At 65.3% G+C, this 4,970-nt stretch carries 3 protein-coding genes and 2 pseudogenes; 1 reads left to right on the forward strand and 4 read right to left on the reverse strand.

Annotated features, from left to right (window positions below):
* Positions 1–472: 472 nt before the first annotated feature.
* Positions 473–748, reverse strand: a pseudogene (locus tag AC2VON_RS24310) (IS1634 family transposase); the annotation flags it as partial.
* A gap of 52 nt (positions 749–800) precedes the next feature.
* Between AC2VON_RS24310 and AC2VON_RS24315 the strand changes: the two are divergent.
* Positions 801–1,073, forward strand: a pseudogene (locus AC2VON_RS24315) (transposase); the annotation flags it as partial.
* Here AC2VON_RS24315 and AC2VON_RS24320 read toward each other — a convergent pair.
* From AC2VON_RS24320 to AC2VON_RS24330, 3 genes are read right to left on the reverse strand one after another with little or no spacing between them, the layout of a single operon-like run.
* Positions 1,069–1,512, reverse strand: coding sequence for a DUF6262 family protein (locus AC2VON_RS24320; protein ID WP_486955128.1), 444 nt, complete (start codon positions 1,510–1,512; stop codon positions 1,069–1,071). The pseudogene AC2VON_RS24315 and the gene AC2VON_RS24320 sit on opposite strands and share 5 nt — an antisense overlap.
* On the reverse strand, positions 1,502–3,787 hold the full coding sequence (locus AC2VON_RS24325) for a tyrosine-type recombinase/integrase (RefSeq protein ID WP_486955129.1): 2,286 nt from the start codon (positions 3,785–3,787) through the stop codon (positions 1,502–1,504). Before AC2VON_RS24325 ends, AC2VON_RS24320 begins: the two co-directional genes overlap by 11 nt.
* Positions 3,757–4,875 (reverse strand): site-specific integrase, encoded by a 1,119-nt coding sequence (locus tag AC2VON_RS24330; protein WP_486955130.1) that lies wholly within the window; start codon positions 4,873–4,875, stop codon positions 3,757–3,759. The genes AC2VON_RS24325 and AC2VON_RS24330 overlap by 31 nt, the downstream gene beginning before the upstream one ends.
* Between the last annotated feature and the right edge of the window lie 95 nt (positions 4,876–4,970).

Here is a 4,970-nt window from a genome sequence, read left to right on the forward strand (position 1 = left end):
GCAAACAACACCCCATGCCCTCGCTGACGCTTTTACCAGCAATTTTACCGATTTCTACGGCCAAAAACGACACAGGCACCTCAGGTTGCTGACAAGTTCTTAAACTACCCTCCGCGTGCCGATGGCGCTGAGTCCAATTGCGAGCGGCGACGGCCTGGCTTCCGTTCATGGTCGAGATGTCGCCACCAGCCCGGTCGCCACCTTGGTCCACGGACTCATAATCGGTGTACCTGGGCGTTTGCTGCGTTTGGTTAGGGCTGGTGCGTCGGAATGTACCTGCATGTGGCTGCGGCAACGGGCCTTATGGCGTTGGCCGGAGCTGGACGATGCTGAAAGTACTTCGGTATTGACCGCGGTATGGGGGTGTCAACGCGCGCGACATCCACCAGAGGCCGCGTTGCCGTTTAAGCCGTAGTTCCTCCTGGTGTGGTGATGAATGCACCGTGACCTGGGATTTTGTGGTGTGACATGACTACGGGTAGCCGAGGCGGTGGGTGAGGCCGAGCAGTTCGAAGGCCTGGTGTTGTAGTGCGGTGGGGGTGGTGAGCTTGGTGAATGCTGCCATGTCGTCGGCGGGCTGGATGTGGTTGGCGCAGATGGTGCCCAGGTCGGCGAGCAGGCTGGTGAAGCTGTGCACCGGGGTGTCGTCGTTGGTGTGTTTGCGGGCGGCTTTGGCCAGGGCGGCATCGGATCGTTGAGCGGCGGCAACGGGATTGGCGCGTTTGGCGGCCGCGGCGGGTTTGTCGTGGTGAAGCCTCCCGGGTTTCGTGCACACCTTCTTTTGAGGGAAGGATGGCACGATGCCAACGAAGTACGACCAGGACACGAAGGCCAAGGCTGTCCGGCTGGTCCGGGAGCACCGCGACGAGTACGACACCGAGTGGGCAGCGATGCGGGCCATCTCCACACGGCTGGGGATGAGCGCGGAGACGCTGCGCAAATGGGTACGCCAGGCCGAGATCGACGAAGGCCAGGCCGCCGGGGTGTCAACGGCGGAGAGCCAGCAGTTGCGTGAGCTGCGCAAGAAGAACCGCGAGCTTGAGCAGACGATGATTATCTTGGGCGGGGCTAGCCGTTTAGCCGCGTGAGTTGGGTGTTTGCGTCGTGGACGGTGTCCGTGACGTGAGTGGCGGCGATGCGATTGGTGCGGAGCTGTCCGTGTAGGAGCGCGATTTGATTCCGCAGGTGACGGGTTTCGTCGTCGAGTTCGCGAATGCGTTCGTGTGCGAGTGTGAGGCGTTGGCGCAGCGAGGCGTCGGTCCCGGGCTCGATCCGGGTAGACGCCGACGCAGACGGCTCCGATATGGCGGTCAGCCGGCGGAGTTGGTCGCGCAGTTCGGGCTGGGCATACAGCCATGAACGGGACACGCCAGCGTGGGCGGCGATCTGCACGATGGTATGTCGCTGGCCGGTTTCGCCGAGTTCGTGCAGGGTTTGTTGGGCGCGTTCGAGGGCGTCGGCGCGACGGCGTTGGGCGGCGGCGATGAGGTGGTGGCTGTTGTTACGGCGCATCGGAGGAGCCCTTCTCGCAACATGTTTCGCTGCCCGTTGAGGTGCACCGGCAGTCGTGTTGGTCGGCTTCGAGGGTGGTGACGATGGTGAGCAGGTTGGTTTCGACCGTGCGGTTCATCTCGGCCAGGCGGGTATGGCCATCGGCCTCGGCGCGGGTGATCAGCGCGCGGGTGTCGTCGAGCTGCTTGCGGTGCTGGGGCAGGAATTCGGCGGTCGTGACGAACAGTGGGCAAGTCAGGCATGCGTTGGCATGCGGACACGATTTCTGTAGCGGCAGGCCGCAATAGCCGTTGGGCAGAGCCATTTTCGCGCGAGCGAGGTTCTGTTTCATCCATTCGCCGTCGGCGAGTGGTCCGTCGATCGTGGTGTCGACGGGCTCACCACGGATGTTGATCTTCTGGGCGCGTTCCCACTGCTCACGAATGGTGCTGTCGGCCAGGCGGGCATAGACGGCCGTCATGGTGTGGCTGGTGTGGTCGAGCAGCCGTCGGACCACTTCCTGCGGCACGTCATGGTTGATCCACCGAGTGGCCGCCGTGTGCCGGAACTGGTGAGCGGTGACATGGACTGGCTGACCGAGTTCATCTGTGACACCACACTTTTCGAGCCACTGCCCGAGCTGCAGGTGGAACGTCGCGGTGGGAATGGGCAGCCGCCCGTCGGGGTTGGCGCTGCTGCGCGGCAACAGCACACTGGTAGTGGGGAACCGCTGCCGAGTGCGCGCCTGCTGATCCTGGATCATGGTGGCCAGTTCGTCGTCGATGGGCACCACCGCGTCGCGGCGCATCTTGTGGTTGCGATAGCGCAAATAGACCGCGCCCTGCGGGTCGCGCACCAGACAATCCATCTGAAGCCGGGTGGCGTCGCCGATGCGCAGACCAGTGCGGATGAGCATCTCTACCAGCAGCCGGATCCGCGGGTCACCGACCCGGTCGAGGTTGGCTGGGCTTTCCAGCTGGGCCATGACGAACTCGGGAATTGCCCGCGGTGCCGGTGTCTCGTCGCGGCGGGGCTGGTCGCTGGGATACAACTGCGCCTCAGCCGGCAGCGATGCCCACCGATGCTGGCGCACGGCACAAAGAAACCCAGTCACGCAGCCGATGTCGGTGCTACGGGTCTTCGAGTGCGGGATTTCGACCGCCAGCCGGACCAGATAGGCCTCCAACGCCGCCCGGTCGAGCACATTCGGGCCGGGCGAGCTCGCCAACCCCGGTGTCAGCCGCGACAACCGCACCAGCGCAATACGGTCCCGGCGCAGCTGCCCCAATCCGACTCCGCACGACATTCGCCACCGGCACCAACGTTTGACCAGCTCTCGCAGCCACGGTGGTTGCACCGCGGTGAAATCCATGCGGGCCCCGTCATGACCGGAAACACCGAGGCGCCGTAGCCGCCACACGTCACGCTGATATTCGCTGTCCCAGCCGGTCCCGTCACGCAAGTCAAGCAGGCACTCGGTCGCATAGGCGAGGAACGCGCGCGGCGTGTGCAGCGCAGCCGCCGCCGGCAGCCCGGCCAGCCAGTCATCAAGCGGACGCTCCAGCAGCGACTCGGCCCCAGTTGCCGACAAGTGGTCCAGCAGAGGCTTGATCGATCGCGGTGTGGTGCGGGTTCGGTTCGCATCGACCCGACATTGCAACGCGTAGCCGATCTCCAGCCGCAGCTGCGGCGCCAGTGCCCGCAAGTCGAAGCGATCCTCACCGTAGCTGGCGCAATAGGCGATGAACTCCGCCGCCGGCGGGCGACCACGCAGCCGCCACCGCCTGTGGTGGGAATGACACCAGCCCGCGTCCAGTTCGGCCCATAACGCGCACCCCGGGATGGCGCACACCGCCGCCGGTGTGCCGGCCACCGGCGGCGTCCACTGATCCACCGCCGGGCGTCCGGCCTTGTCCCAGGCGCGAGAATGCCGGTAGCACAACCGATACCGATGCTGCCCAAAGCCACAATCAGGCACCAGGCACGATTGCAGCGGCCGGTACCCCATCACCTCTGGATCGGCGGTCGCCGCCCACGCCTGCCGGTCATCCGGGCGACCCGCCTTTCTCCACCGGCCCAGATGGGCCGGGCAGAGCCCACCGTAGCGACTCGAACGCACACATCCGGGCACGGTGCACGCGGGCGACCCGAGAATCGGATCGGCCACGGCGGGCACCAGCACCTCGGCCCGGAACTCCGGCCGCACCGCCGCACCCAAACGCGCAACCCAGCCAGACTCGATCGGGGCCGCCAGCGCTTCGATGCTCACCGCGACCCGTCCCGCTCGGCCAGCCACCCTGCAGCCACCAATGCGCGGCGCGTGTCTTCGACCTTCAGATGCGCGTATGCGTCACTGGTCGTGGCGATCGATGCGTGACCCAGAAGGTGCTGCACTACTTCGACTGCCACCTTGCGGCGCAACAATTCTGTGGCATACGAGTGGCGAAAAGTATGCGGCGCAAACATAATTCCGGTCCGCGCCCGCAATCGGCAGACCAGATCGTAGACGCTGGCATACGTCAGCGGACCCCCGATAGGACCTGACCACAAGTTGACGAACACGTAATCGCTGTCCAGCTCGCCGTACTCGCCGTGCAGATAATCGGCATACAGCCGGATCACCGTGGCTGGCACCGGCACCTGCCGACCTCCGCCCTTGGCTCGAGCCCGATTCGCATTGACCCGCGGCACCACCGACACCAGCCGGGCCGCAGCGTCGATGTCGCTGTGGCGCAACCCCAACGCCTCACCAACCCGCAGCCCCGACGACGCCAGCAGAGAAAACAGGAACCGATCCCGCAGCCGATCACACGCCGCCACGATCGCCGTGGTCTGCTCTGCATCCAGCGTCTCCGCGATACGCCGCTCGGCGCGCAACCGGATCCGCCGGCTGCGTTCCGGTCGGGAACCCAAATGCGCCAGCAACGGTCGCCACGACCCACCATGCGCCGTGCGTCGCTGCCAGCTCGTCAGGAGGTCGCCCAGATCCACGCCGTGGCGTTGATGGAACTCATAGAACGCCGAGATCGCCGACAACTTCCGGTTCACCGTCGCCTCCGAGCACGCTGACTCGGTAGTGGGCAATGCCGTCACGTTGCCCGTCCGTGCCGTCGCTGGCAGCCGCAACCAGGCCACGAACCGGCCGACGTCTTCCAGCCGTACCTGCGACCAGTCCAAGCCGTGCTGGCCCAGGAATTCAAACCAATCCCGCAGATCGTGCGCATACGCCTTAACCGTGTTGGGTGATCGCTCGACCGCGTGCAGATGCGCCAAGAACCCCTCGACCGGCTCCACCACCACCGAATCCTGACCGACCAGAGTCCACGACTGCGGATCGCCGAACGGCATCACCACCGGCTGCACCCGCAGACCAGGACACGTCACAGACACCGAAGATAACGAGTCCACACCGCATTTCCCGGCACCTTAAACGGCGTGTCGTCTACATCGTGGACGGTTTCATCGGGGCCTCAGATAAC

The organism is Mycobacterium sp. TH-M82 (assembly GCF_057473605.1).

Bases quoted from the DNA above. Each gene is read 5' to 3' on its own strand.
- AC2VON_RS24320 (WP_486955128.1), bottom strand. From the start codon at position 1,512: ATGCGCCGTAACAACAGCCACCACCTCATCGCCGCCGCCCAACGCCGT.